Source organism: Mesorhizobium sp. L48C026A00 (genome assembly GCF_000502375.1).
Lineage (GTDB): Bacteria > Pseudomonadota > Alphaproteobacteria > Rhizobiales > Rhizobiaceae > Mesorhizobium > Mesorhizobium muleiense.
Genome location: NZ_AYWU01000005.1, coordinates 250,737 through 274,735, shown reverse-complemented (window position 1 = coordinate 274,735; position 23,999 = coordinate 250,737). Strand labels below are relative to the sequence as shown.

The 23,999-nt window shown below is 62.8% G+C and carries 23 protein-coding genes and 2 pseudogenes; 14 read left to right on the top strand and 11 right to left on the bottom strand.

What is annotated here, in order from left to right:
• Positions 1 to 190: 190 nt before the first annotated feature.
• A complete protein-coding gene (locus X738_RS53655; RefSeq protein WP_023798362.1) occupies positions 191 to 409 on the bottom strand; it encodes a DUF2842 domain-containing protein in 219 nt (72 codons plus the stop codon).
• Between the two features lie 152 nt (positions 410 to 561).
• On the opposite strand from X738_RS53655, the gene X738_RS53650 reads away from it, so the two are divergent.
• Positions 562 to 1,650 (top strand): COX15/CtaA family protein, encoded by a 1,089-nt coding sequence (locus tag X738_RS53650; RefSeq protein WP_023798361.1) that lies wholly within the window; start codon positions 562 to 564, stop codon positions 1,648 to 1,650.
• Here X738_RS53650 and X738_RS53645 read toward each other — a convergent pair.
• The 3 genes from X738_RS53645 to speB are packed head-to-tail and all read right to left on the bottom strand — an operon-like array spanning position 1,640 to position 4,451.
• Positions 1,640 to 2,479 carry an aminoglycoside phosphotransferase family protein gene (locus X738_RS53645; RefSeq protein WP_023798360.1) on the bottom strand — a complete coding sequence of 280 codons (840 nt, stop codon included), beginning with the start codon at positions 2,477 to 2,479 and terminating at the stop codon, positions 1,640 to 1,642. The genes X738_RS53650 and X738_RS53645 overlap by 11 nt on opposite strands.
• Positions 2,480 to 3,412, bottom strand: a complete 933-nt coding sequence (argC, locus tag X738_RS53640) for an N-acetyl-gamma-glutamyl-phosphate reductase (protein WP_023798359.1) — start codon at positions 3,410 to 3,412, stop codon at positions 2,480 to 2,482.
• A gap of 31 nt (positions 3,413 to 3,443) precedes the next feature.
• A complete protein-coding gene (gene speB, locus X738_RS53635; protein WP_023798358.1) occupies positions 3,444 to 4,451 on the bottom strand; it encodes an agmatinase in 1,008 nt (335 codons plus the stop codon).
• A gap of 417 nt (positions 4,452 to 4,868) precedes the next feature.
• Between speB and X738_RS53625 the strand changes: the two genes are divergently transcribed.
• Positions 4,869 to 5,927, top strand: a complete 1,059-nt coding sequence (locus X738_RS53625) for a glycerophosphodiester phosphodiesterase family protein (protein WP_023798356.1) — start codon at positions 4,869 to 4,871, stop codon at positions 5,925 to 5,927.
• A 440-nt stretch (positions 5,928 to 6,367) separates the two neighbouring features.
• Here X738_RS53625 and X738_RS53620 read toward each other — a convergent pair whose 3' ends face one another.
• The gene (locus X738_RS53620; RefSeq protein WP_023798355.1) at positions 6,368 to 7,240 is read right to left on the bottom strand and encodes an aldo/keto reductase family oxidoreductase; all 873 of its coding nucleotides are present in this window, start codon (positions 7,238 to 7,240) and stop codon (positions 6,368 to 6,370) included.
• 93 nt (positions 7,241 to 7,333) lie between these two features.
• Between X738_RS53620 and X738_RS53615 the strand changes: the two are divergent.
• Positions 7,334 to 8,241: pseudogene (locus X738_RS53615) on the top strand (LysR family transcriptional regulator).
• A 74-nt stretch (positions 8,242 to 8,315) separates the two neighbouring features.
• On the opposite strand, the gene rpsI reads toward X738_RS53615, so the two are convergent.
• The 3 genes from rpsI to X738_RS53600 form a co-directional block, all read right to left on the bottom strand.
• On the bottom strand, positions 8,316 to 8,798 hold the full coding sequence (rpsI, locus tag X738_RS53610; RefSeq protein WP_023798354.1) for a 30S ribosomal protein S9: 483 nt from the start codon (positions 8,796 to 8,798) through the stop codon (positions 8,316 to 8,318).
• 1 nt (position 8,799) lies between these two features.
• Positions 8,800 to 9,264, bottom strand: coding sequence for a 50S ribosomal protein L13 (gene rplM, locus X738_RS53605; protein WP_023798353.1), 465 nt, complete (start codon positions 9,262 to 9,264; stop codon positions 8,800 to 8,802).
• Between the two features lie 231 nt (positions 9,265 to 9,495).
• A complete protein-coding gene (locus X738_RS53600) occupies positions 9,496 to 9,960 on the bottom strand; it encodes a PaaI family thioesterase (protein WP_023798352.1) in 465 nt (154 codons plus the stop codon).
• Positions 9,961 to 10,111: 151 nt separating this feature from the next.
• On the opposite strand from X738_RS53600, the gene X738_RS53595 reads away from it, so the two are divergent.
• From X738_RS53595 to X738_RS53575, 5 genes are all read left to right on the top strand, one after another.
• Entirely contained in the window at positions 10,112 to 10,933 is an 822-nt protein-coding gene (locus X738_RS53595) for an enoyl-CoA hydratase (RefSeq protein WP_023798351.1), read from the top strand.
• A gap of 15 nt (positions 10,934 to 10,948) precedes the next feature.
• Entirely contained in the window at positions 10,949 to 11,371 is a 423-nt protein-coding gene (locus X738_RS53590; RefSeq protein ID WP_023798350.1) for a VOC family protein, read from the top strand.
• Between the two features lie 105 nt (positions 11,372 to 11,476).
• Positions 11,477 to 11,998 carry a CoA-binding protein gene (locus X738_RS53585; RefSeq protein WP_023798349.1) on the top strand — a complete coding sequence of 174 codons (522 nt, stop codon included), beginning with the start codon at positions 11,477 to 11,479 and terminating at the stop codon, positions 11,996 to 11,998.
• 172 nt (positions 11,999 to 12,170) lie between these two features.
• Entirely contained in the window at positions 12,171 to 13,451 is a 1,281-nt protein-coding gene (locus tag X738_RS53580) for an O-acetylhomoserine aminocarboxypropyltransferase (RefSeq protein ID WP_023798348.1), read from the top strand.
• A 21-nt stretch (positions 13,452 to 13,472) separates the two neighbouring features.
• Positions 13,473 to 13,823 (top strand): cupin domain-containing protein, encoded by a 351-nt coding sequence (locus X738_RS53575; RefSeq protein ID WP_023798347.1) that lies wholly within the window; start codon positions 13,473 to 13,475, stop codon positions 13,821 to 13,823.
• Here the strand turns inward: X738_RS53575 and X738_RS53570 are convergent, their stop codons facing one another.
• Positions 13,824 to 15,080 (bottom strand): cytochrome P450, encoded by a 1,257-nt coding sequence (locus X738_RS53570; RefSeq protein WP_023798346.1) that lies wholly within the window; start codon positions 15,078 to 15,080, stop codon positions 13,824 to 13,826.
• A gap of 191 nt (positions 15,081 to 15,271) precedes the next feature.
• Between X738_RS53570 and X738_RS53565 the strand changes: the two genes are divergently transcribed.
• The gene (locus tag X738_RS53565) at positions 15,272 to 16,375 is read left to right on the top strand and encodes an NAD(P)/FAD-dependent oxidoreductase (RefSeq protein WP_023798345.1); all 1,104 of its coding nucleotides are present in this window, start codon (positions 15,272 to 15,274) and stop codon (positions 16,373 to 16,375) included.
• Between the two features lies 1 nt (position 16,376).
• On the opposite strand, the gene X738_RS53560 is transcribed toward X738_RS53565, so the two are convergent.
• On the bottom strand, positions 16,377 to 16,796 hold the full coding sequence (locus X738_RS53560; protein ID WP_306454937.1) for a hypothetical protein: 420 nt from the start codon (positions 16,794 to 16,796) through the stop codon (positions 16,377 to 16,379).
• 496 nt (positions 16,797 to 17,292) lie between these two features.
• On the opposite strand from X738_RS53560, the gene clpP reads away from it, so the two are divergent.
• The 4 genes and pseudogenes from clpP to X738_RS53540 all read left to right on the top strand — a co-directional run bounded on the left by clpP (position 17,293) and on the right by X738_RS53540 (position 22,701).
• On the top strand, positions 17,293 to 17,922 hold the full coding sequence (gene clpP, locus X738_RS53555; RefSeq protein ID WP_023798344.1) for an ATP-dependent Clp endopeptidase proteolytic subunit ClpP: 630 nt from the start codon (positions 17,293 to 17,295) through the stop codon (positions 17,920 to 17,922).
• A 294-nt stretch (positions 17,923 to 18,216) separates the two neighbouring features.
• Positions 18,217 to 19,502, top strand: a pseudogene (gene clpX / locus X738_RS53550) (ATP-dependent Clp protease ATP-binding subunit ClpX).
• A 321-nt stretch (positions 19,503 to 19,823) separates the two neighbouring features.
• Entirely contained in the window at positions 19,824 to 22,235 is a 2,412-nt protein-coding gene (gene lon, locus X738_RS53545) for an endopeptidase La (protein ID WP_023798343.1), read from the top strand.
• 193 nt (positions 22,236 to 22,428) lie between these two features.
• Positions 22,429 to 22,701: an HU family DNA-binding protein gene (locus X738_RS53540; protein ID WP_023798342.1), complete on the top strand. Its 273-nt coding sequence runs from the start codon at positions 22,429 to 22,431 to the stop codon at positions 22,699 to 22,701.
• Positions 22,702 to 22,777: 76 nt separating this feature from the next.
• Here X738_RS53540 and X738_RS53535 read toward each other — a convergent pair whose 3' ends face one another.
• Entirely contained in the window at positions 22,778 to 23,800 is a 1,023-nt protein-coding gene (locus X738_RS53535) for an aldo/keto reductase (RefSeq protein WP_023798341.1), read from the bottom strand.
• Positions 23,801 to 23,840: 40 nt separating this feature from the next.
• Between X738_RS53535 and X738_RS84660 the strand changes: the two genes are divergently transcribed.
• A complete protein-coding gene (locus X738_RS84660) occupies positions 23,841 to 23,987 on the top strand; it encodes a hypothetical protein (RefSeq protein WP_023798340.1) in 147 nt (48 codons plus the stop codon).
• Positions 23,988 to 23,999: the final 12 nt, after the last annotated feature.

Genomic DNA, 23,999 nt, shown 5'->3' with positions numbered 1-23,999 from the left:
GGCGGACCAAGCCGTCGGCATGAATGACCGCAACGGTGGAAAGCGGTCGTTCCGTGGGCAGCAAGCGAACGACAACAATTGGTGCCGCCGGCGCGTTCCGATCGGCGACACGGAAGGCAGAAAACCACCCTGAGCTGCCCTACACCTCGGGTAGCAAGCGTCAGGCTTTCACCGCGGCGGCGAGCGAGCTTCAATTCTTCGGCCGCGGCGGCTCCAGGATCAGCCATTTGATGATGCCCATGGCCGGCAGCACCCAGAGCATGCCGCTGAGCAGGAAGAACAGGAAATGCGCCCACGGTCCCGATTCCGCCAGTTGCGCAACCGCCACGATCGATGCGACCAGCGCATAGACGATGACCAGCGCCACCAGCAGGATTGTTCCGATCAGCTTTTTCAGGCGAATGGGCATTTCGCGATCCGGTTGATCCCTATCGCTTAGGCCCAACGGAAGAGGCACGCAACAGCCAAGAAGCGGCGCGACGGCGTGCCGCGCTGTCCGGTCTTGCCAGTTGGATTGCGATGGTTCACCAATCCGCGACTGCAACCTGCCGGGACAAGACCATGGCTGCCATAGCTGCCGCGCCTTTCGTGACCCGCGACCGCGACCTGCGCAACCGGGCGCTGGTGCGCGGCTGGCTCTACGTCGTGCTCCTGGTGCTGTTTGTGCTGGTGCTGGTCGGCGGCGCCACCAGGCTCACCGAATCCGGCCTTTCGATCACCGAATGGAAGCCGATCCACGGCATCATCCCGCCGCTCAACGACGCCGAATGGCAGGAGGAATTCCAGCGCTACCAGCAGATCCCGCAATATGCCGAGCTCAACAAGGGCATGAGCCTCGAAGCGTTCAAGTCGATCTTCTGGTGGGAATGGTTGCACCGGATCCTAGCGCGCGGTGTCGGCGTGGTTTTCGCCGTGCCGCTGGTGTTTTTCTGGGCGACGCGCCGCATCGAACGCGGTCTTGGTCCGAAATTATTGGGCATTCTTCTTCTCGGCGGCCTGCAGGGCGCGATCGGCTGGTGGATGGTGGCGTCCGGGCTGGTCGACCGCGTCTCCGTCAGCCAATACCGGCTGGCGACGCATCTGACGCTGGCGGCGCTGATCTTCACCGCGACCATGGTGGTCGCGCGTGGATTGGCCCCGCATTCCGAGCCCGCGGCCGACCGCTCGACCCAGCGTCTGGCCGGCTTTCTGGTGCTGCTGGCGCTGATCCAGATCTATTTCGGCGGGCTGGTCGCCGGGCTCGATGCCGGCCTGAGCTACAACACCTGGCCGCTGATGGACGGCAAGCTCATCCCCGGCGACCTGTTGATCCTCGAGCCGGCATGGCGCAACTTCTTCGAGAGCCCGAAGACGGTCCAGTTCATCCACCGGCTCGGCGCCTACGCTATTTTCGTCGCAGCACTTTGGCACATGATCGCGACGCACCGGCGCCAGCCCGGCACCACCCATGCGCGCCGCGCGACGCTGCTGTTTCTGCTGGTGCTGGTGCAGGCGCTGATCGGCATCGGCACGCTGCTGATGCAGGTACCGCTGCACATGGCGCTGACGCATCAGGTTTTCGCGCTTGTCCTGTTGGGCTTTGCCGCAGCGCATTGGCGCGGCACCAAGGGCGCTTATCCCATGCCCAACCAGATCGCCGTCAGAGGCTGAGCCGCACCGTCCTGATCGCCGTGGCAATGGACAATTCGCGGCTTTCCTCGACCGCATTGCCGTCTTCATGATGCCATGATGCCGACAGGCAGCCATAGGCGATGGCGTGATCCAGAATGGCTGGCGGCGTCTGGCCGAGCGTTCTGGCGAAGATTTCGGCCGTGTCGGCAATCCGGCGGGGATCACGGCAAAGGTCGTCGCGGTCGAGCGGATTGTAGAACATGTTCGCCGCATCGAAGCCGGGATCGCCGAGAACGCCCTTCGGGTCGATCGCCAGCCAGCCACGCGCTCCCAGCATGATGTTGTCGTGATGCAGGTCGCCATGCAGCGGCAGCACCTCGACAGGATTGGCCAACAGCCGTTCCGCAGTCGCAGCCGCTTCGACGTAAAAGCTCTTTTCGCCGGCGTCGCGATCGATCTTCGCCTTGTTGAACAGACAGGAAAACCGCACCCGCAGCGGCTGAAGGTCTGGTGGGGCAGGGTGGTCGGATGGCGAGAACAGTCTTGCCATTACTTCGGCCGCGATTGCTGTAGCGGCATTGTCGCCCTGCTCGGCGAGAACCTGTGACAGCAAGGTTTCACCGGCATGTTCGAGCAGCATGCAGTGGCCGTCGCGGCCGAGCAGCCGCACCGCGCCTTCGCCGCGCCGCCAGGCGAGAAAATGCTCGCCGCGCAACTCGTCTTCGACGTCGTCGAAAGCCTTGAGAGCCTTGACGATCGCCGGCGAGCCGTCCTCGCGAACAACCTTCCAGATGCGGCTGCTGAACGTCTCGGCAATCAGTTCTGGCGCGCTGACCTTCCAGCGGCCTGGGAATGCCGGAGCGTCCATTCAGTGCTTGAGGCCGAGCATCAGATCCATGTTCTGCACGGCAGCACCCGAGGCGCCCTTGCCGAGATTGTCGTAGACGGCGAACAGCAGCGCCTGGGCCCTGTCGTCGTTGGCGAAGACATGGAGCATCATCCGGTTGGTGCCATTGTAGGTTTCCGGATCGATATCCGGCACGCGCTCCAGATGGGAATAGGGCGCCACCTCGACCACGCCGCCATCGATGGCGGCGAAATGGTCGGCGATCGCCGCATGAAGCTCGGCGCCGGTCGGCACATAGTCGAGGCCGCCGAGTTGCAGCGGCACCACGGTGATCATGCCTTGCGCGAAATTGCCGACCGCCGGCTGCATGATCGGATCATGTGACAGCTTCGCATAGGTCCTGAGCTCCGGCACATGCTTGTGCTGCAGGGTCAGCCCGTAGGGCAGGAATTCCGACGCCTCCTCGCCCTTGGCGACATAGTCCTCGATCATCGGCCGGCCGCCGCCCGAATAGCCCGTAATGCCGTTGACGGTGACCGGAAAATCCGGCGGCAACAGCCCGGCCGCGACCAGCGGCCTCAGCGTCGCGATCGGCCCTTGCGGCCAGCAGCCTGGATTGGTAACGCGCTTCGCCGAAGCGATCTTGCGCGCCTGAGCCTTGTCCATTTCGGCAAAACCATATTCCCAGCCTTCTGCCACGCGATGCGCGGTCGAGGCGTCGATAACCCTTGTCGTGTCGTTGCTGATCAGCGAGACGCTTTCTTTCGCGGCTGCGTCCGGCAGGCACAGGATCGCGACATCGGCGGCGTTGAGGAACTCGGCTCTGGCTGCCGGTTCCTTGCGGCGCTCGGTCGGAATCGAGATGATCTCCAGGTCGCCGCGCTCGGCAAGCAGCGCCCTGATCTGGAGACCGGTGGTGCCGTGTTCGCCATCGATGAAGATTTTCGGTTTCATTTGCCTGCCTGAATTCCCTGATAGTTCGAAATTATATGCCACTTGCCTGGTTCAATCCGGCAACAATGTGATTGCCGTTGTTCATCTCTTCGAGCCGGGCCTTTCGTTCCGCCAGCAGCCCGAGATAGTGCATGGCCACCGTCGACCCGGCAATTGCCGTTATATCGGCGTGATCATAGGCCGGCGCAACCTCAACGACATCGGCGCCGACGATGTCGAGCTGATTGATCTGGCGCAGCACCGACAGGATTTTTGCCGAGGACGGCCCGCCGGCGACCGGTGTGCCGGTGCCGGGGGCGAAGGCCGGGTCGAGGCAATCAATGTCGAAGGTGACGTAGGCCTTCTTGCCGCCGGTGCGGTCGACGATGGCATAGGCGATATCGGACGCGCGCATGTCCTCGATTTCGTGGCCGTACAGGATCTTGATGCCGAAGGTGTCGGGCGCATGGGTGCGGATGCCGATCTGGATCGAACGGTCGGGATCGATAATCCCCTCCTTGACCGCACGGCCGACGAAGGAGCCGTGATCGATGCGCTTGCCGTCGTCCGGCCAAGTGTCCTGGTGGGCGTCGAACTGCACCAGGGCCAGCGGACCGTGGATGGCGGCATGCGCCTTGAGTAGCGGCCAGGTGACGAAATGGTCGCCGCCGAGCGATAGCAGGAAGGCGCCGGATTTCAGGATCTTTGCCGCCTCGCGCTCGATCGTCCCCGGCGTCTTCTGGTGGTTGCCGCTGTCAAGCAGGCAATCGCCATAGTCGACCACGGCGAGATGTTCGAACAGATCGCGCGAGAACGGGTATTGCGGGTCGTTGTCGAGGATGGTCGAGGCGCGGCGAATCGCCTGCGGTCCGAAACGCGCGCCCGGCCGGTTGGTGACGGCGGCGTCGAAGGGGATGCCCCACACCACCGCGTCCGCGCCCTTCACGTCCTTCGAGTATTTGCGTCGCATGAACGACAGCGCGCCGGCATAGGTCGGCTCGAAGGACGCACCCGTCCTGGCCCGGGCGGTGAAGGCGTGGTCGATGTTGGTGTTCGGCATGAAGCGGTCTCCTGTGCGTCGAGCGCCACCTTATTGGATATAATTCCAGGAAATGCGACCCCTTCCGAGGGCCATGGCCGTTCGAACTCGGTCACAACTTCTTGCTTGCCAGGTGAGCCCGCATGGCCAACCCGGAATTTGCGTAGATATGCATGAATACAACCGAAAGTAGCCAGCCGTCCTTGCGCGGGATGGTTGTCAGCCGGGGAACGCAGCAGATTTCAGGACGCCAAGCCGGCCACCGACCGCCAGGACGGCGGTACTTGATCTCGGCAAGTCGATTGCGTCGTTCGAATTGAAGAACAGGCGCTTCAGCCGGCATTGACCTCACTTTCCGGCATTTGCGAAGCCGGCTTCGTTCACTGGGCTGTCACGCGCGTCGCTTATCCGGGTTTGCATCCGGTAGGAGCGATTCTCATGCGAACGACCTGGCTGAAACTTGTGCTTGCCGCCGCCTCGGTGCTGCTCACTGGCTCGGCATTGGCTGGCGAAACACGCGCCAGGCAGATTCTCGACCGTTTCGAACACGCCAACCAGTGGCGCGACCATGTCATGGTGGCGGCACACCGCGCCGGCAGCCTGCAGGCCCGCAAGACGCTGTTTGCGGAGAACTCGATCGCCGCCCTCGAGGCATCGATCGCGCTTGGCGCCGAAATCGTCGAGGTCGATGTCAGGCGCTCGAAGGACGGCCAGTTCGTCGTCATGCATGACAGCTGGCTCGACCGCACGACGAACTGCACGGGCGAGGTGGTCAAGCGCACGCTGGCCGAACTCAAAACCTGCAGGCTGGTGATCGAAGGCACCGGCGCCGTCACCGACGAGCCGGTTTCGACGCTGCGCGAGATGCTGATGGCGACCAGGGACAGAATCCTCGTCAACATCGACAACAAGCTCGACGTCGACAGCCTGGCCGGCATGATCGCGGTGGCGCGTGACCTTGGCATGGCCGAACAGGTGATCGTCAAGGAGAACCTGTGGAACCCGGCCAGGATCACCACTGTCAAGGCCGCCATGGGCGCGATCGGCAGCGGTTTCCAATTCATGCCGATCATTGCCGACGACGCGGTTCGCGACGCCGGTTTTGCCGAGAAGGTCAGCGGCGCCTTTTCGCCGCGCGCGGTCGAGATGATCAACTGGCGGGACGGCGCGGAGACGCTGACCGAGACCGGCGGTCCGCTGTTCAGCCCGCGCATGCGCGCCGCGGCGATAAGGGGCGACTGGCACATCTGGGCCAATACCTACGCCATCGTCAACAAGCCGGGCGGCTTCCTTGCCGGCGGTCGCGGCGATGAACTGGCGGTGTTCGCCAGCCTGCCGCGCGAGACCTACGGCTTCTGGGCCGAGCGCGGCGCCACCATCATCCAGACCGACGAGCCGAAAGCGGCGATCGACTGGCTGGCGGCAAACGGCTATCGCGTGCCCTATTCGGATGCGGCGCGGCCGGCGGAGCCGGCGAATACGGCGAGCATCAACTAGTTCCTCTGCGCCGTGGATTTGGTTCTTTGACCGGCGGTCGCGCTGCCGGCCGGCCTGCAACCACCATCTCTGACGCTGGGGATTAGCCACAGGCCACCATGCCTTCGTCATCCCAGGGCGGAGCAAGGAGCGAAGCGACGCGCCGCAGACCCTGGGATCCATTCCGTGACATCCGCCGAAGAATGCAGCGGCTCAGAATAAAAGCGCTCTGTAGCGATCCTTCGCGCCCCCCTCTGCCCTGCCGGGCATCTCCCCCACTTGGGGGGAAATTGGCCTTCATCACTGATTTCGCCAACCACCAACCTTGCAAAAAGGACGCTGTCCGCGAAGCTGCCAATCTCCCCCCTTGTGGGGGAGATGCCCGGCAGGGCAGAGGGGGGCGCTGTCCCGCCAGCCTGTCGATCATGGCGAGATTGGCTCGTTGCCGCTTTCGCCAATCCTCATACCGCCATCGCCACGCCGTCCAACTCCCTCGCGGCATCCTCCGGCAGTTCAAGTTCGGCCGCGGCAAGATTCTCCCGCAAATGCGCAACGGAAGACGTGCCGGGGATGAGCAGGATATTGGGCGCGCGACCGAGCAGCCAGGCGAGCGCGACCTGCATCGGCGTGGCGCCCAGGCGCTGAGCGACGCCGGACAGGGTAGACGACTGCAGCGGGTTGAAGCCGCCGAGCGGAAAGAACGGCACATAAGCGATACCGTCGCGGGCGAGTTTGTCGATCAAGACATCATCGCCCCGGTGCGCCAGATTGTATTGGTTCTGGACGCAGACGATCCTGGCGATCCGTTGCGCCTCTTCGATCTGTGCCGGCGTGACATTGCTGAGCCCGATATGACGCACCAGGCCCTGTCGCTGAAGCTCGGCCAGCACAGTGAACGGCGCCTCGATCGAGCCTTCGGCGGGGCCATGCGCGTCGAACATGATCCTGAGATTGACGACGTCCAGCACGTCGAGCCCGAGATTGCGCAGATTGTCGTGCACCGCCTCCGTCAGCGCTTCGGGCGAGAAGGCCGGGAGCCACGAGCCATCCGCGCCGCGACGGGCACCGATCTTGGTGACGATCGTCAGATCGTCGGAATAGGGCGCGAGCGCTTCACGGATGAGTAGATTGGTGACGTGCGGGCCGTAGAAATCGCTGGTGTCTATGTGATTGACCCCGCGCGCAACAGCTCCGCGCAGCACGGCCAATGCCGCGCCATGGTTCTTGGGCGGACCAAAGACGCCGGGTCCTGCGAGCTGCATGGCGCCGTAGCCGAGCCGCTTCACGGTGCGGTCGCCGAGAGTGAACGTGCCGGAAAGGTCAATGCTGGACATGGTCTATCTCCGTTCAGTTGAGGTTGAGATAGGCGCTGTCCGATCTCACGATAATTGGGTACATTCCGCACGGGCTGTACGGAATGTCGAACAATGAAGATCGACCTCGGAGACCTCAACGCTTTCGTGGCGTAGCGCGGGCCAAGGGTTTTCGCGGTGGCGCCCGCGCCAGCGGCGGCAGTGCGTCGGGTTTGAGCGAGGCGGTGCGCCGCCTCGAGACGCAGCTCGGTGTCAGGCTGCTCAACAGGACGACCCGCAGCGTCGTGCTGACCGAAGCGGGCGCGAGCTTGCTGGCTCGGCTCGGCCCAGCCTTGACCGAGGTGGAATCGGCCGTCGACGTTGTGAATGGCTTCCGCGACAGGCCGGCAGGTACGTTGCGCCTCAATGTGCCGGTCAGCGCAGCGCGGCTGGTGCTGCCCGGCATCGTTCCGGGGTTTCTCGCTGCCTATCCCGGCATCCGGCTGGAGGTGATTGCCGAGGAGAGCTTTGTCGACGTCCTGGCGGCAGGCTGCGATGCCGGCATCCGTTACGACGAGCGGCTGGAACAGGACATGATCGCGGTGCCGATCGGACCGCGCCTGCAGTGCTTTGCCACCGCCGCCAGCCCTGCCTACCTTGATCGCCATGGCCGGCCGCAACACCCGCGCGACCTGCTCGGCCACGCCTGCCTGCGCGGCCGCTTCGCCAGCGGGGCAATGCCGCCATGGGAATTCGAGCGCGACGGCGAGGTGGTGCGGGTCGATCCGAAGGGGCCGCTTCTCGTGACCCTGGGCGGAGCGGCCGATCTCGCCGTCGCTGCAGCCATCGCCGGTACCGGCATTGTCAGCCTGTTCGAGGACTGGCTTCGCCCTCACTTTGAGAGCGGTGCGCTCGAACCCGTCCTCGAACCTTGGTGGCAGAGCTTCCCCGGGCCGTTCCTCTATTATCCCGGCCGGCGTCTCGTGCCGGCGCCGTTGCGGGCGTTTATCGACTTCATCAAGGTACCGGCCGATCGTTCCTAAATTTGGGCCAGGTTCACCAAAAGAAAAGGCCGCCCGGAGGCGGCCGTTTCGACTGTCTGGAGCTGAAGCAGTGCTTAGCGCTTCGAGAACTGGAACGAGCGGCGGGCCTTCGCCTTCCCGTACTTCTTGCGCTCGACGACGCGGCTGTCGCGGGTCAGGAAGCCGCCCTTCTTGAGCACGGGACGCAGCGCCGGCTCGTAATAGGTCAGCGCCTTGGAGATGCCGTGGCGCACCGCACCGGCCTGGCCGGAAAGGCCGCCGCCGATGACGGTGGCGACGATGTCGTACTGGCCGGCGCGGTTGGCAGCGATGATCGGCTGGTTGAGGATCATCTGCAGGACCGGGCGCGCGAAATATTCGGCGAACACCTTGTCGTTGACGACGATCTTGCCGGAGCCGGGCTTCACCCAGACACGCGCGATGGCGTTCTTGCGCTTGCCGGTGGCATAGGCGCGGCCCGACTTGTCGAGCTTCTGGACATGGACGGGTGCAGCCGGCTGCGTGTTGGTGTTGCCGGTGGCAGTTCCGAGTTCTGCGAGCGAGGAAAGCTCAGCCATTTTACGAAACCTTCTTGTTCTTGGCGTTCAGCTTGGCCACGTCGAGCGTGACGGGCTGCTGGGCGACATGCGGATGTTCCGTGCCTGCATAGACGCGGAGATTCTTCATTTGGCGACGGCCGAGCGGACCACGCGGGATCATGCGTTCGACGGCCTTCTCGACGACACGCTCGGGGAAACGGCCCTCGAGCAGTTGGCGCGCGGTGCGCTCCTTGATGCCGCCGGGGTGGCCGGTGTGCCAGTAATAGACCTTGTCGGTGAATTTCTTGCCGGTGAACACCACCTTGTCGGCATTGATGACGATGACGTTGTCGCCGTCGTCGACATGCGGGGTGAAGGTGGGCTTGTGTTTGCCGCGAAGATGGTTGGCGATGACAGTGGCGAGACGGCCGACGACGAGACCCTCGGCGTCGATCAGCACCCACTTCTTCACCACATCCGCAGGCTTCTGCGAAAAGGTTGCCATGGATTGTTGCTTTCGGTTCGGACCTTCCCCATCGACGAACGACAAGGAAAGGCGTTTCTTGTTGCTTGGATTGACGCCGAGCGCTCGCCCGCCGCCAATAACAAAACGGCGGCCTTTGCGGGCCGCTGTTCCGTGAGGGCTTATAGGCGAGGGGGAGGTATCACGTCAAGGCTGATGAAAACCAACAGGGCGGAGAAAACACAGTAAAAACAAAGGTTTGAGATAAAGGTATTATTTTACCACATGATCAAACCGCTTCGGCGGGATTGAATAGGTTCCCGTGGCGTGCGCTACCGTGTGTCCGTCCGGTCCGGCGACGATGTCGATTTCGAACACCATCAGGCTCTTGCCAAGCTTCAGGATGCGGCAATGACCATCGATCGGTCCGGCCTCGGCCTTGCGGACAAAATTGATGGTGAGATTGGTGGTGACCGAAAGCGCGTCCGGCCCGGCATGCGAAAGCACGCAGACATAGCCGCCTATGTCGGCCAGCGTGAACAGCGACGGGCCCGACACGGTTCCGCCGGGGCGCAAATGCCGCTCGTCGGCATTCAGGCGTACCGTGCAGCCGCCCGCAAACACCTCGATCGCTTCGTAGAAGGTGAACTGGTCGTTGAGCTGCGGATAGACGGTCTCCATCAGCGCATTGACCTGCGCCGCGGTCAGCACCGGCTTGAGATTTTTTTGCGCAGGCATAGGCGGTTTCCTGTATGTGCCGTGGCCTGAGAAAACACGCCTTAAGCCTGTTCTTCAATCGACAGCGTGCTAGTTCTTTTGTTCCATGGCCCCGCGAACCCGATGCCGCTGGCCAATGATGAGGTTGGAGACATGGGAAGAGGTTTGAAAAATGGCTGAAATCGTCGCCATCAAGCCGGCTGTTGCCGAAGGTCCTGTTGTCACGAGGCTGGACAAGGGCGTGCTCCGCCTGACGCTCGCCAATCCGCCGGCCAATGCGCTGTCGCTGGCGGTGATGGCGGCGCTGACGGCGGAACTCGACCGCGCCAAATCCGACAGATCCGTCCGCGTCATCGTCCTGGCGGCCGCCGGAAAAATGTTCTGCGCCGGACACGACCTCAAGGAAATGACCGCGCGCCGCACCGATGCCGATCGCGGCAAGGCGTTCTTCGAGGAGACGTTTTCCGCCTGCGGGGCACTGATGCAGGCGATCGTGCGCCATCCCAGGCCGGTGATCGCCGAGGTCGATGGCCTGGCGACGGCGGCCGGGGCACAACTGGTCGCGAGCTGCGATCTGGCGATCGCCTCGCACGAGGCGACCTTCTGCACGCCGGGCGTAAATATCGGGCTGTTCTGCTCGACGCCGATGGTGGCGCTGTCGCGCAACGTTTCGCGCAAGCAGGCGATGGAGATGCTTTTGACCGGCGAGACCATCGATGCGGCGACGGCCAAGGAATTCGGCCTGATCAACCGCGTCGTGCCGCGCGAATATCTCAATCAGATTGTCACCAAATACGCGCAAACCATTGCTGCAAAATCGGCCTTGGTCGTCAAGACCGGCAAGGAAGCCTTTTACGCGCAGGCCGAAATGGGGCTGGCCGACGCCTATGCCTATACCGGCCGCGTCATGGTCGAGAACATGCTGGCGCGCGACGCTGAAGAGGGCATCGGCGCCTTCATCGGCAAGCGCAAGCCGGAATGGACGGAGGAATAGGGACGGAGAATAGACATGGAGCCTCGCATCTCCATCATCACCATTGCCGTCGATGATCTCGAGCGCGCCACGCGCTTCTACGAGGCGATGGGCCTGACCCGCCATGCCGGGATCACCGAGGGCGTCGCCTTCTTCCAGATGGGCGGCGTCATTCTCGGGCTGTTCCCGCGCGAAAGCGCCGAAGCCGATTCAGGCGTTACGTTCGGTAGGGCGCCGTCGGCGATCTACCTCGCCTACAACACGCGCTCCGACGCGGAGGTCGATGACGTGCTGACGATGGCCGAGAAGGCCGGCGGCCGGATCGTCAAGCCGGCCGGCCGCGCCTTCTGGGGCGGCTGGTATGGCTATTTCGCCGACACCGAAGGGCATATCTGGGAAGTGGCGCATAATCCGGCTTTTCCGATCGCGGAAGACGGCAGCATCTCGCTGCCGGGTTGACCGCGTTTCCCACGGCTTTCCACGATACGACCATTTCCGCATGATGCGCAGTTTCTGCTACGGTCCGGATGGTTTTCTCGCCGAAGCTCTGTATGAGGACGCCGCATGAACCATGACGCCTACGACAATGCCTATATCGCCGGCATCCTCAATTCGGTGAAGACCATCGCCATGGTCGGTGCGTCCGCCAACGATGTGCGGCCGAGCTATTTCGTGCTGAAATACCTGCTGGGCAAGGGGTTTTCGGTGTTCCCGATCAACCCCGGCCAGGCCGGCAAGGAAATCCTTGGCCGGATGACCTACGCCAGGCTCGCCGATATTCCCGAGCCGATCGACATGGTCGACGTTTTTCGCGGCTCCGCGGCGGTGCCGGGCGTCGTCGACGAGGTCTTGCGGCTCGATCCGTTGCCGAACGTCATCTGGATGCAGCTTGGCGTGCGCCATGACGAGGCGGCTGCACGCGCCGAGGCCGCCGGCATCAAGGTGGTGATGAACCGCTGCCCCAAGATCGAATATGGCAAGCTGTCAGGCGAGATCGGCTGGACCGGCGTCAACTCAGGCGTGCTGTCGTCGAAGAAGCCGCTGATGCGGCCGGGATTCCAGAGTTTTGGCGTCCGCCGGAAGTAGGTGGTGAATGGTGAATAGTGAATGGTGAATAGAAGGATTTTTCGGGAAGGCGGCCACAGCGGCATATGAGCCGCTTGCAATCAGGATGGGGCTGGCCGACGTTGTCTTCACCATTCACCATTCACCATTCACCATTCACCATTCACCATTCAGCATTCAGGGGAGGTAATCCATGACCCGCACGCCCGGTTTCAACACGCTCGCCGTCCATGCCGGCGCCAAGCCCGATCCGGCGACTGGCGCGCGTGCCACGCCGATTTACCAGACGACCTCCTTTGTCTTCGATGATGCCGACCATGCCGCCTCGCTGTTCGGGCTAAAAGCCTTCGGCAACATCTACACCCGGATCATGAACCCGACGCAGGCGGTGCTGGAAGAGCGTATCGCGGCACTCGAAGGCGGCACCGCGGGTTTGGCCGTCGCGTCGGGCCATGCCGCGCAGGTGCTTGTGTTCCACAACTTGATGCAGCCGGGCGACAATTTCGTCGCCGCGACAAGGCTTTACGGCGGCTCGATCAACCAGTTCGGCCACGCCTTCAAGAATTTCGGCTGGCAGGTGCGATGGGCCGACACCAACGACATCTCGACCTTCGAAAGCCAGATCGACGACAGGACCAAGGCGATCTTCATCGAGAGCCTGGCCAATCCGGGCGGCGTCTTCGTCGACATCGAAAAGATCGGCGACATCGCCCGCAAGCATGGCCTGCCGCTGATCGTCGACAACACGCTGGCCTCGCCCTATCTGGTGCGGCCGATCGAGCATGGCGCCGACATTGTCGTGCATTCGCTGACCAAGTTCATCGGCGGCCACGGCAATTCGATCGGCGGCGCCATTGTCGACGGCGGTACCTTCGACTGGTCGAAATCCGGCAAATATCCGATGCTGTCGGAGCCGCGCCCCGAATATGGCGGCCTCGTCCTGCACGAAACATTTGGCAATTTCGCTTTCGCCATTGCCGCGCGCGTGCTCGGCCTGCGCGACATGGGCCCGGCGATCTCGCCCTTCAATGCGTTCTTGATCCTGACCGGCCTGGAAACCCTGCCGCTCAGGATGCAGCGCCATTGCGACAATGCGGTCACCGTCGCCGCGTGGCTGTCCAACCACCCAAAAATCGCCTGGGTGTCCTATCCCGGCCTGCCCAGCGACAACAACAATGCGCTGCAGAAGAAGTACTCGCCGCTTGGCGCCGGCGCGGTGTTCACCTTCGGCCTGAAGGGCGGCTATGCGGCGGGCATCAAATTCGTCGAGGCGCTCGAACTGTTCTCGCACCTCGCCAATGTCGGCGACACCAAGTCGCTGGTCATCCATCCGGCATCGACCACGCATCGGCAATTGTCCGACGAACAGAAGGTCGCCGCCGGCGCTGGGCCGGATACGGTCAGGCTCTCGGTCGGCATCGAGGATGTCAACGACATCGTCGCCGATCTGGAACAGGCTCTCGCCAAGGTCTGACCCCTGCTGCAAGGAGTTTCCATGACCGCGCCAAAATTCCTCTCCGTCGATGTTGAAAGCGTTGACCCGGAACCTGGCGCGCCGGCGCCGGATCGCCTGATTTCAGGCGATCCAAAGTTCCGCACCTGGAATGTCGAGGAACGCGACGGCGGCCTCTATGCCGGCATCTGGGAGGCGACGCCAGGCAAATGGCGCATCGAATACGACGAGTGGGAGTTTTGCCACATCCTGTCGGGCGTTTCGGTGATTTCAGAGGAGGGCGGCGAGGCGCGCACCGTCAGCGCCGGCGACAGTTTCGTGCTCAGGCCGGGCTTTAAGGGAAGCTGGGAAGTGCTTGAAACGACACGCAAGGAGTATGTGATCAAGCTTTGATCATTGCCCGGTGTGCACGACGAGTCTTTCCAGCCCGTGGAAATGATAGGTGTCGCGAAAACGCGGCTGTTCGGCCAGATGCAGCCGCGGCAGCCGGTCGAACAAGGTTTTCAGCGATAGCTGCAATTCGAGCCGGGCGAGCGGCGCGCCGATGCAGAAATGAATGCCGGCGCCGAACGAGACGTTTTTCTGGTCGGCGCGATCCGGCCGGAAGGCGAAGGGTTCGGCAAAGGCCGCCGGGTCGTGATTGGCCATGCCGAGCAGCAGGCCGATCGTCTCGCCCGGCCGCACCAGAATGCCTGGAACGACCTCGATCTCTTCATAGGCATAGCGCGTGAACATGTGCAGCGGCGCGTCGAAGCGCAGGCATTCCTCGACCGTGGCGGTGGTCGTTTGCGGCGAGGTGAAGAAGCGGCGCGGGTCGCCGCCTTGCGCGAGGATCGCGCGCACCGCATTGCCGGTCTGGTGGACGGTCGCCTCGTGGCCGGCATTGAGCAGCAGGATCGCCGAGGACACCAGTTCGTCCTCCGAGAGTTTTTGGCCATCATCTTGCGCCGAGGTCAGCAGCGACAGCAGATCGTCGCCGGGTTTCTTCCGTCGTTCAGCGACATAGCCGCGCAGAAAATTCGAAAAATCATGTGCTGCGCGATTGGCCGTCTCTTCCGTTTCGCGTGTGCGGCCGTGCATGTACATGGCGACCATCTGATGCGACCAGTCGAGGAGTTGCGGTCCCATCTCGACCGGCACGCCGAGCATCTCGGCAATGATGGTGATCGGCAAAGGCGATGCGAAGGCTGGCAGCAGGTCGACCTGCCCCGGTTCGAAACGGTCGATCAGCTCGTTGGCCAACGCCTCGACGCGCGGCCTCAGCCGCTCGACCTGACGCGAGACGAAGGCGCGGTTGACCAGCGTTCTGAGCCTGGTGTGAACGGGCGGTTCCAGCTCCAGCATCGAATTGGCCTCGATGCCGTCGAAGCTGCCGAGATGGGTGCGGTCCTCGCCGACGCCGCTTCTGTCAGGGATGCCGGCCGGGTTGTGGCGGCCGAAGCGCCGGTCGCGCAGCAGCCGGCTGACGTCGTCGAAGCCGCCAAAGCACCATAAGCCGAACTCTTCCCAGAAGAAGACATTCGATGCGCCATGCATGAAAGCATAGGCCGCGTACGGGTTCTGGAAGAAAGCCGCCTCGTGTGGATCGAGCCGCACATGACGGGTGGCCGGATCGAAGGCCAGGTAAGTTGGTGGCACCAAATCGGTCATTGTGGATCATTAGCGCATGACCCCAAAAACCGGAATCGGTTTTCGGAAAGGATCATGCGCAGATTCAAAAGTGTTGGAGCGTCCTTTGCGCGCCCCAACGACACGCGGCGCTCCAAGGCTTGCCAGCCTGGCGCCAGACATGCACAAAAGCGCATTTAGCCAGCCGGCGCGGCTGCGGAAAGACTGACTTGATGAATGTGATCGTGGTTGGCGCAGGCATTGCGGGGCTGTCGACGGCCTGGTCGCTGGTCAAGGCCGGGCACCGGGTCTCGATCGTCGAGCAGGGACCGATTCCCAATCCGCTTGCCGCCTCGGGCGACCATCACCGCATCATCGGCCGCGCCTATGGCGCAGCCTCGGGTTATGGCCGGCTGATAACCGAAGCCTACGAGGCCTGGGACGAGATGTGGGCCGATCTCGGCGAGAACCATCTCGACCCGCGCGGCTTCATCTGCATTTCACGCGAGCCGGGAGACGAAGCCGAGGAATACCGCGAGGGCATGGAGGCCGGGAACTACCCGATCGAGCTGTTCGAGCCGGACGCCGCGGCCAAGCGCTGGCGGTTCCTGCAGCCCGGCTCGTTCCGCTACGCGTATTTTTCGCCGGAGGGTGGTGCGCTGCATTGTCGCAAGATTGCCTCCCGCCTCGCCGAATGGCTGCGGAGAACCGGCGCCAATGTCTACGACAACAGCAAGGTGGTGGAGGTCGACGCCGAGGCTGGCCGCCTTGTGCTTGAAAGCGGCGAGACGATGCAGGCCGACCGCATCGTCGTCACCGCTGGCGCCTGGGTGCTGAAAGTGTTTCCGGAGCTGGGCGGCGAGCTGAAGGCCTGGCGCACCGCGCTCGCCTATGTCGAACCGCCGGCGGATCTGAAAGCGGCGTGGCATTCGGCCCCGGTCATCCTCGATGTCGGCGGCGCCGTCGACGGCTACGTGATCCCGCCGTCCGGCGGCGCCGGCATGAAATTCGGCTCAGGGCTGCACAGGGTGCCGACCAGCGATGCCGACTGGAACCGCCAGCCGGTGGCGGGCGAGGGCGAGGCGATCCGCGACCTGTTTTCGCCGCCGATCGCCCGTGTCGAAGAATACAAGGTCACCGAGGTCGTCACCTGCGCCTACACCTTCACCGCCGACGAAAAGTTCCTGGCGCATGAGAAGGGCAAATGCCTTGTCGTTTCGGCCTGCTCCGGCCACGGCTACAAGTTCGGCGCGGCGGTCGGCAGGCGTGTCGCAGCGACCGTCGGCAATGGCGATGTCGGCGGCTTGAAAGCGTGGCTGCGGGCCGAAGCGGTCTGACCTAATACCGGCAGTGCCGCGGAATTCGCACCTGCCGCCAGCGCGACGAGCCCTCGCGGACCAGAATCCGGCGCGCCACTGTCTGGTAGGTGGCGGGAAAATTGACGATCCGCCGCTGCTCCGGCTGCACCAGAACCTCTTCGGCGACGCTCTCGTACTCGGCGGGACTGACGATGCGCCGCTGGCGCTCCGGCTGCACCACCACGGTTTCGGCCAGCCGTTGATAGCGCGCCTTGTGCCTGATCTTGCACAGCACCTTGCGGCCGTTGATGACGCGCCATTCCCAGGAGTAGCCGCCATCGACCTTCACCGTGCGGTAGACGGTGCGGGTAATGGCAGGCACCATCTCGTAGCTGACACGCGCCGGTGCGATCTGCACCACCCGCTCGCGCGTCCCGTAGATCGCCGGAACGGATTCCACCTGCTGACCGGCCGGGCTGACGAGCACGTTTTCGTAGACCGTCTCGTAGACGGATGTTGACCTGCTCGTAGCATTCGACGGCGCGCCCGCCGGCAGCCGTTTCGGACACCATGCCGAGGACGGCGAGGCTGGCGATGGCCGAGGAAGCAGTTTTCCCGATCATTGCACTCCCCCAGTTTGAACTTTCCACGCAAGCTCAACGTTGAATTGTAGGGGAAGCCGTGTCCCGGGAAAGCGGTTTCGGCACATTTCGTTAAGCGACGCGGTTAAGAAACTGTTACACGGCGGAGGCGCCGCGCCGCTTCAACAGCAGCCGGCGCAGCTTCGGGCGAATTCTGTGCAGAAACCTTGATTCGACTTAACCGGATGGCTAGGAGGGGCGGCCTTGCGCTAGGGTGAGCCGACATCCTATTTACAGGGATAACGATCCAGAACCGATTCTGCCCGACTTGCTCATCTCCGGCGCCGGAATCCCATCTTCAATAAGGGATAGTCCATGAAGAACCCCGTCGAAACCTACATGAACCTCGTTCCGATGGTGGTCGAGCAGACCAATCGCGGCGAGCGGGCCTACGACATTTTCTCGCGGCTCCTGAAAGAGCGCATCATTTTCATCACCGGTCCGGTCGAGGACGGCATGGCGACGCTGGTCTGCGCGCAGCTCCTGTTCCTCGAAGCGGAGAATCCGAAGAAGGAAATCAACCTCTACATCAATTCGCCCGGCGGTGTCGTCACCTCGGGCATGGCGATCTACGACACCATGCAGTTCATCAAGCCGGCGGTGGCGACGCTGTGCATCGGCCAGGCCGCCTCGATGGGCTCGCTGCTTCTCACCGCCGGCGAGAAGGGCATGCGCTTCGCCACGCCGAACGCCCGCATCATGGTCCACCAGCCTTCCGGTGGTTTTCAGGGCCAGGCTTCCGACATCGAGCGCCACGCCCAGGACATCATCAAGCTGAAGCGCCGTCTCAACGAGGTCTATGTCAAGCACACCGGCAAGAGCTACGACGAGATTGAAAGGACGCTCGACCGCGACCATTTCATGACCTCCGACGAGGCCAAGGAATTCGGCCTCATCGACAAGGTCATTTCGTCGCGTGAGCCGATCGAGGGTCTTGCCACATAAGCCCGGTGGCAGCTGGATGGTGCGAAAACACTCTTTTGATGCCGCTTGCGGCATTTCGGCCACAATTGGCTGTTCCCTCGACGGGAGCGATTGCCTACGTTAAGCCTATGTTGATTTTCGACGGCTTAGCTTTGTGCGGGGTTGATGCGAATCATTGCGACGTTTTCTGATATGTGTTTCGTATGGAATGCGTTGCGGGAGCCGGACTACTGGCGGCGGCGATTTCCCGCGATAGATTGAGATATGCGCCCTTTCAACCAGACCATCGGCGGGCGGCTATGAAAGGACATGAAAATGAGCAAGGTCGGCAACAGCGGCGGTGATTCCAAGAACACGCTTTATTGCTCGTTTTGCGGCAAAAGCCAGCACGAAGTGCGCAAGCTGATCGCCGGCCCGACGGTGTTCATCTGCGACGAATGCGTCGAGCTCTGCATGGACATCATCCGCGAGGAGAACAAGACCTCGATGGTGAAGTCACGCGAGGGCGTGCCGACCCCGCAGGAGATCCTCAAGGTTCTCGACGACTACGTCATCGGCCAGCCCTACGCCAAGCGCGTGCTGTCGGTGGCCGTCCACAACCACTACAAGCGCCTCGCGCATGCCGGCAAGAACAACGACGTCGAGCTGGCGAAGTCCAACATCTTGCTGATCGGCCCGACCGGCTGCGGCAAGACGCTGCTTGCGCAGACGCTGGCCCGCATCATCGACGTGCCGTTCACCATGGCCGATGCGACGACGCTGACCGAGGCCGGCTATGTCGGCGAGGATGTCGAGAACATCATCCTCAAGCTGTTGCAGTCGGCCGACTACAATGTCGAGCGCGCGCAGCGCGGCATCGTCTACATCGACGAGATCGACAAGATCTCGCGCAAGTCGGACAATCCCTCGATCACCCGCGACGTGTCGGGCGAGGGCGTCCAGCAGGCGCTGTTGAAGATCATGGAAGGCACGGTCGCCTCCGTGCCGCCGCAGGGCGGCAGGAAGCATCCGCAGCAGGAATTCCTGCAGGTCGACACCGCCAACATCCTGTTCATCTGCGGCGGCGCCTTCGCTGGGCTGGACAAGATCATCTCGGATCGCGGCCGCAAGACCTCGATCGGCTTCGGCGCCACCGTCGCGTCGCCCGAGGATCGCCGCACCGGCGACGTTTTCCGTCTGGTCGAGCCTGAAGATCTGTTGAAGTTCGGCCTCATTCCCGAGTTCGTCGGCCGTCTGCCGGTCCTGGCAACGCTGGAGGACCTCGACGAGCCGGCGCTGATCCAGATCCTGACCGAGCCGAAGAACGCGCTGGTCAAGCAGTACCAGCGGCTGTTCGAGATGGAGAATGTCGACCTGACCTTCCACGAGAATGCGCTGTCGGCGATCGCCAAGCGCGCCATCGAGCGCAAGACCGGCGCGCGCGGCCTGCGCTCGATCATGGAGGCGATCCTGCTCGACACGATGTTCGAGCTGCCGGCGCTGGAANCTGGCCGGTGCCTTCCAGTAACTTGGTTATTTCGGAAGAGGTGGTGTCGGGCAACGCCAGGCCGCTCTACATCTATTCCGAGCAGAAGGAAAAGAAGGGCAACGTCAGCGCCTGACGTCCAGCCCTGTAGTGGAGTTCTTAAAACGGCGCCGCAAGGCGCCGTTTTGCTGTTTGCGGCTGGGCAGGCTATGATGAACGGCCCGACTTGTGATGAACAGCCCGACTTGATGAACGGATTATGACGGATTGGATGAACGGTTTCGTGACGACCCTTGATCTTTGCCTCGCTTGCCTCCAACTAACGGTGGAAGACCGTGGCGCCGAATTCTGTGCTGTAAAACTCCCGTCACAAACGGTGGTAGGCGGAACCATCCCCGGTCGTTAATATGAGAATCGCGGTTGGCCGATTGGCGGTCGCGACATGAAAGGTTGGACAATGGCCAAAATATCCAAGGCTCCCAGCGACGGCGTCTTCGCAGTCCTCCCACTGCGCGACATCGTGGTGTTCCCGCACATGATCGTTCCGCTCTTTGTCGGGCGTGAAAAGTCGATCAAGGCGCTGGAAGAGGTGATGGGTCAGGAAAAGCAGATCCTGCTTGCGACCCAGATGAATGCCGCCGATGACGATCCCGAGTCCGATGCGATCTTCGACATCGGCACGCTCGCCAATGTGCTGCAGTTGCTGAAGCTGCCGGACGGCACCGTCAAGGTGCTGGTCGAAGGCGCCTCGCGCGCGAAAATCGTTTCGTTCACCGACCGTCCCGACTTCCATGAGGCCCGTGCCGCAGCACTGGTCGAACCGGATGAGGAAGAGGTCGAGGTCGAGGCGCTGGCCCGTTCCGTCGTCACCGACTTCGAGAACTACGTCAAGCTGAACAAGAAGATCTCGCCCGAAGTGGTGGGTGCCGCCAGCCAGATCGACGACTATTCCAAGCTCGCCGATACGGTTGCCTCGCATCTTGCGATCAAGATCCCCGAGAAGCAGGAGATGCTGGCCACGCTTTCGGTCAAGGAGCGGCTGGAAAAGGCGATGGGCTTCATGGAAGCCGAAATCTCCGTCCTGCAGGTCGAGAAGCGCATCCGCTCGCGCGTCAAGCGCCAGATGGAGAAGACCCAGCGCGAATACTACCTCAACGAGCAGATGAAGGCGATCCAGAAGGAACTCGGCGAGGGCGAGGACGGCCGCGACGAGGCCGCCGAGATCGAGGCGCGCATCAAGAAGACCAAGCTCTCCAAGGAGGCCCGCGAAAAGGCGGAAGCCGAACTGAAGAAGCTGCGGACGATGTCGCCGATGTCGGCTGAATCGACCGTCGTGCGCAACTATCTCGACTGGATCCTGTCGATACCGTGGGGCAAGAACTCCAAGGTCAAGCACGATCTGGCCTTCGCGCAGAACGTGCTCGACACCGACCATTTCGGCCTCGACAAGGTCAAGGACCGCATCGTCGAATATCTCGCCGTGCAGAGCCGCCAGAAGAAGCTGAAGGGGCCGATCCTGTGCCTCGTCGGACCTCCCGGCGTCGGCAAGACCTCGCTCGGCAAGTCGATCGCCAAGGCGACCGGCCGCGAGTTCATCCGCATGGCGCTGGGCGGCGTGCGCGACGAGGCCGAGATCCGCGGTCACCGGCGCACCTATATCGGCTCGATGCCCGGCAAGGTCATCCAGTCGATGAAGAAGGCGAAGAAATCCAACCCGCTCTTCCTGCTCGACGAGATCGATAAGATGGGCCAGGATTTCCGCGGCGACCCGTCGTCGGCGTTGCTCGAGGTGCTCGATCCGGAGCAGAACTCGACGTTCATGGACCACTATCTCGAGGTCGAATACGACCTGTCGAGCGTGATGTTCGTGACGACGGCGAACACGTTGAACATCCCGGCACCCTTGATGGACCGCATGGAGATCATCCGTATCGCCGGCTACACCGAAGACGAGAAGATCGAGATCGCCAAGCGCCACCTGATGCCCAAGGTGATCCGCGACCACGCGCTGCAGCCGAAGGAGTTCTCCGTCGGCGAGGACGCGATCCGCGGCATCATCCAGACCTACACCCGTGAAGCGGGCGTCAGGAGCCTGGAGCGCGAGCTGATGAAGCTCGGCCGCAAGGCGGTGACCGAGATCCTGAAGACGAAGAAGAAGACGGTCGACATCACGGCGGACAATCTCGCCGATTACCTTGGTGTTCCGCGCTTCCGCTTCGGTCAGGTCGAGGCCGACGATCAGGTCGGCGTTGTCACCGGGCTCGCCTGGACGGAAGTCGGCGGCGAGCTGCTGACGATCGAAGGCGTCATGATGCCCGGCAAGGGCCGCATGACGGTGACCGGCAATCTGCGCGACGTGATGAAGGAATCGATCTCGGCGGCGGCCTCCTATGTCCGCTCGCGGGCTCTCGATTTCGGCGTCGAGCCGCCGCTGTTCGACAAGCGCGACATCCACGTCCACGTGCCCGAAGGCGCAACGCCCAAGGACGGACCGTCGGCGGGCGTGGCGATGGCGACGGCGATCGTCTCGGTGCTGACCGGCATCCCGGTCAGGGCCGACGTGGCGATGACCGGCGAGATCACGCTGCGCGGCAGAGTGCTGCCGATCGGCGGGCTCAAGGAGAAGCTGCTTGCAGCACTGCGCGGCGGCATCAAGAAGGTGCTGATCCCGGAAGACAACGCCAAGGATCTGGCGGAGATTCCGGACAACGTGAAGAACGGTATGGAGATCGTTCCGGTCGGGCGGGTCGGTGAAGTCTTGCGCCATGCGCTGGTGCGTATGCCGGAGGCGATCGAGTGGGTCGAGCCGGTCAATGCGCCGGCTGCGGTGGATGCCGGAGACGACGCCAGCAAGTCGCTAGCTCATTAGCACGTGCTAAAGTTGCAATGCACAACGGAGAGCCGGGCCTAGAGCCCGGCTCTTTCATGTGAAAAACCCCGGAATTCCGGGGTTTTTCGACTCTTTTGACGCTTTTCGACTTGGTTGCGGAAGCGCTTCTTTCTAAAGTCCGTTTCCTGCCGGATGAGTCGTACGTTCCGGTTTCTCATGGAAGGGAATTTTTATGAACAAGAACGAACTGGTGTCCGCTGTCGCCGACGCCGCGAGTATTTCGAAGGGTGACGCGCAGTCGGCGGTCGATGCGGTGTTCTCCGTCATCACCGGCGAACTGAAGAAGGGCGGCGATGTCCGGCTTGTCGGCTTCGGAAATTTCACCGTGTCAAAACGCGCTGCCTCGACCGGCCGCAATCCGCAGACCGGCGCCGAAGTGCAGATTCCGGCGCGCACCGTGCCGAAGTTTTCAGCCGGCAAGGGCCTCAAGGACGCAGTCAACTAAGCGCCTTCGTACCCTTTTCAGAGACCAGAAAAGCCGGGCATGCCCGGCTTTTCTTTCGCGCCCACTTTGGCGGGCTCTATGCCGTCGGTGCATCGGCGCGCATCAGCCCTTCCTGCTTGAGATCGGCCCAGAGTGCCGATGGCAGCTTCGCGTCGAGCAGCGACCGATTGCTTTCGACCTCGCTCGGCCGCTGGCCGCCGGGGATCACCGACACGACCGAAGGGTGCAGCAGCGGAAATTGCAGTGCCGCCTCGATCAGGCGCACACCGTGGCGCTTGCAGACAGCCTCGATGCGCGTGACGCGGTCGATGATGTCCTGCGGCGCCTCGGTATAATCGTAGTAGGCGCCGGGCTTCGGACCGGTTGCCAGGATGCCGGAATTATACGGCCCGCCGAGAACGATGCCGATGCCGCGCTTCTGGCATAGCGGCAGGAAGGATTGCAGCGCCTCCTGCTCCAGCAGCGTATAGCGCCCGGCAAGCAGGAACAGGTCGAAGTCGCCGCGCTCGGCAAGCGTCTGGGCAACCTGCCATTCGTTGATGCCGCCGCCGAACGCCTTGATGATGCCCTGGTCACGCAGGGCCAGCAGCCCGTAATAGCCCGAGCACATGAACTCCTCGATGCGCTGGTCCGCGGCCTCCTTGCTGCCATGGGTGAAGACGTCGACGTCATGCACGAAAAGGATGTCGATGCGGTCGACGCCGAGGCGTTCCAGCGAGGCTTCGAAGGAGCGCATGACGCCGTCATAGCTGTAGTCGTAGACCTCGCGGCGCGACGGCGTGTCGAAGAACTTGCCGATGCCGGTGCGCTGGTCCGGCGGGCAGGCGCGCATGATGCGGCCGACCTTGCTCGACAGCACATAGTCGTCGCGCTTTTTCGAGCGCAGGAACGGATTGAGCCGCGTTTCCGACAGGCCAAGCCCGTAGAGCGGCGCGGTGTCGTAGTAGCGGCAGCCGACCCGCCATGCAGCCTCCAGGGTGGCGTTGGCATGCTCGTCGGGGACGGCACGATAAAGATTGCCGAGCGGCGCCGTGCCGAAGCCAAGTTCCGTGAACGCGATGCCGCCATTGCCGATGCGGTCGAAATGCCGTGTCTTCATATGCTGCCGTTTCCTTATTTCCGTATGTCCCGAGACTATCATGCCTGAGGCGCTGCAAAATCACTCCGAGCCGTTGGACACGAACTTTCACGGTGATAGCATGAGCAAAAACAAGCTGTTCGGGGAAGATGTGACCAAACAATCCAGATGGGTTTTTGAGGGCAGCAAGCTGGTGGGTCTGTCATGACGAATGCCGGCA